This is a genomic window from Pseudomonas sp. (assembly GCF_036387035.1).
GTDB lineage: Bacteria > Pseudomonadota > Gammaproteobacteria > Pseudomonadales > Pseudomonadaceae > Aquipseudomonas.
The window spans coordinates 1-2,537 of sequence record NZ_DASVUM010000261.1 but is presented as its reverse complement, the minus strand read 5'-3'; the positions used below and the strand labels follow the sequence as shown (position 1 = coordinate 2,537).

Below are 2,537 nucleotides of genomic sequence, written 5' to 3'. Positions count from 1 at the left end.
CACAGCCATCGCGCCAGCGCGGAAACCCCGTTGGGCCGCACGGCCGCGCGGGTGTTGCAACTGTCGAGGGTGCCGGTCAATCTGGTGCCGCTTGTGGAACGTCGGCGTCAGGGTGACCGCTAGAACACCAATAATGGCGTTTTGATAAAAAAGTTCTAGATTTATTATTCAAACCATTAATATAGTTATATACCGTCGCTGATGCCCGTGGCGTCTACCTGCTTTGAGGGATTCATATGAAGCTTCAACAATTGCGCTACATCTGGGAAGTGGCGCACCACGACCTCAACGTTTCAGCGACGGCGCAGAGCCTCTACACCTCGCAGCCAGGCATCAGCAAGCAGATCCGCTTACTGGAAGACGAACTGGGCGTCGAGGTCTTCGCCCGCAGCGGCAAGCACTTGACCCGCGTCACCCCGGCCGGCGAACGCATCATCACCACCGCCGGCGAGATCCTGCGCAAGGTCGAGAGCATCAAGCAGATCGCCCAGGAATTCTCCAACGAGAAAAAAGGCACGCTGTCCATCGCCACCACTCACACTCAGGCGCGTTATGCGCTGCCGCCAGTGATCAGCAACTTCATCAAGCAGTACCCCGACGTCGCCCTTCACATGCATCAGGGCTCGCCGATGCAGATCGCGGAAATGGCGGCCGACGGTACTGTCGATTTCGCCATTGCCACTGAAGCGCTGGAGCTGTTCGGCGACTTGGTGATGATGCCTTGCTACACCTGGAACCGCTGCGTGGTCGTACCCCAGGGCCATCCGCTGACCAAGGTCGGCAAGCTGACCCTGGAGGTTCTTGCGGAATACCCCATCGTTACGTACGTGTTCGGTTTCACCGGACGTTCCAAGCTCGACGAAGCGTTCAGCCACCGTGGCCTGACGCCGAAAGTGGTGTTCACCGCCGCCGACGCCGACGTCATCAAGACTTACGTGAGATTGGGCCTGGGCGTCGGTATCGTCGCCAAAATGGCCGTCGACCCCAAGCTGGACAGCGATCTGGTGGTGCTGGACGCCAGCGAATTGTTCGAAGCCAGCGTGACCAAGATCGGCTTCCGTCGGGGCACCTTCCTGCGCGGATTCATGTGCGACTTCATCGAGAAGTTCGCGCCGCACCTGACTCGCGATGTGATGGCCAAAGCCATTCAGTGCCACAACAAGCAGGAGCTCGAAGAGCTGTTTGCCGGGGTTGAACTGCCGGAGCATTGACAGGCCGCGCCTGCAGGTCACGGCCAGCGTTTGACCTGTAGGAGTGAGCTTGCTCGCGATGCGTCCGTTCAGACGCTGGACGGCGTCTGCCAGACCGTCATCGCGAGCAAGCTCACTCCTACCCGGTTGCGATCTGCCGTCTATCCTTTCGCGATCAAGTTCCCGGCATGCAGCCCGCATTCCTTCTGCGTCGCTTCTTCCCACCACCAGCGGCCTTCGCGTTCGTGCTGATTTGGCAGGACGGGGCGCGTGCAGGGTTCGCAGCCGATGCTGATGAAGCCGCGCTCGTGCAGCGTGTTGAAGGGCAGTTCGAGCATGCGGATGTAATTCCACACGTCGGCGCTGCTCATCTGCGCCAGCGGGTTGAATTTGTAGAGCGTGCGTTCCGGCGTCGAGAACGCGCTGTCGATTTCTACCACGGCGACGTTAGTGCGCGTGCTCGGACTCTGATCCCGACGCTGGCCGGTGGCCCAGGCGGTAACGCCGGACAACTTGCTGCGCAGCGGCTCGATCTTGCGGATCCCGCAGCACTCGCCATGCCCGTCGCGGTAGAAGCTGAACAAGCCTTTTTCCTTGACCATCGGCTCCAGTTTTTCCCGGTCCGGGCTGACGATGTCGATGTCTATCTTGTACTGCTCGCGCACCTGATCGATGAAGCGATAGGTTTCCGGGTGAAGCCGGCCGGTGTCCAGGCTGAACACCTTGACGTTCTTGTTGATTTTCCAGGCCATGTCCACCAGCACCACGTCTTCAGCGCCACTGAAGGAAATCCACAGGTCGTCGCCGAAGTGCTGGAAGGCAAACTTGAGGATGTCGGACGGGGATTTTTGGGCGAAGGTGGCGGCGATGTCGTCTACGTCAAAAGGGTGGGTCATCAGGCGGCTTCCTAATCAGGGCTGGCGCTTAGGCGCTCGTAATGGCGTAGATGGTAACAAAAAACCTGGCGTTGTTTGCCCGAAAGCAATTGCGCGGAGGGGGACACGCGGACGCGGCCATGGTCTGTAGGAGCCGGCTTGCTGGCGAACGCCTCAGGTCAGGCGGTCAGCTATTCAATGACCCCACCCCATTCGCCAGCAAGCCGGCTCCTACGGATCTGCGTATGCTCACGCCCCATCGGCCACCCAGGCCCATAGATTCGCGTATGCGCGCGATCCAGCGTCGATCCACAATCAGTCGCTCACAACCCCTCAAGGGTCTCCATCAACACCCGCACTTTGGTGAAGGTTTCCTGGTATTCGGCTTCCCACCGGGAGTCGGCGACGATGCCGCCGCCGCCCCAGCAGGTGATCTGGCCTTCTTTGGCCAGCAGGCTGCGGATGGCGATGG

Annotated in this window: 3 protein-coding genes and 1 pseudogene; 2 read left to right on the top strand and 2 right to left on the bottom strand. The window is 60.1% G+C overall.

Going from position 1 to position 2,537, the window contains the following annotated elements; genetic code table 11:
• Together VF672_RS23445 and cysB are read left to right on the top strand one after the other, a co-directional pair.
• Positions 1-123, top strand: a pseudogene (locus VF672_RS23445) (universal stress protein); the annotation flags it as partial.
• Between the two features lie 113 nt (positions 124-236).
• Positions 237-1,211 (top strand): HTH-type transcriptional regulator CysB, encoded by a 975-nt coding sequence (gene cysB / locus VF672_RS23440; protein WP_331107418.1) that lies wholly within the window; start codon positions 237-239, stop codon positions 1,209-1,211.
• A 140-nt stretch (positions 1,212-1,351) separates the two neighbouring features.
• Here cysB and VF672_RS23435 read toward each other — a convergent pair whose 3' ends face one another.
• Positions 1,352-2,086, bottom strand: coding sequence for a phosphoadenylyl-sulfate reductase (locus tag VF672_RS23435; protein WP_331107416.1), 735 nt, complete (start codon positions 2,084-2,086; stop codon positions 1,352-1,354).
• Positions 2,087-2,388: 302 nt separating this feature from the next.
• Positions 2,389-2,537: chorismate-binding protein (locus VF672_RS23430; protein ID WP_331107420.1), on the bottom strand; the 149-nt coding region annotated here is incomplete at its 5' end.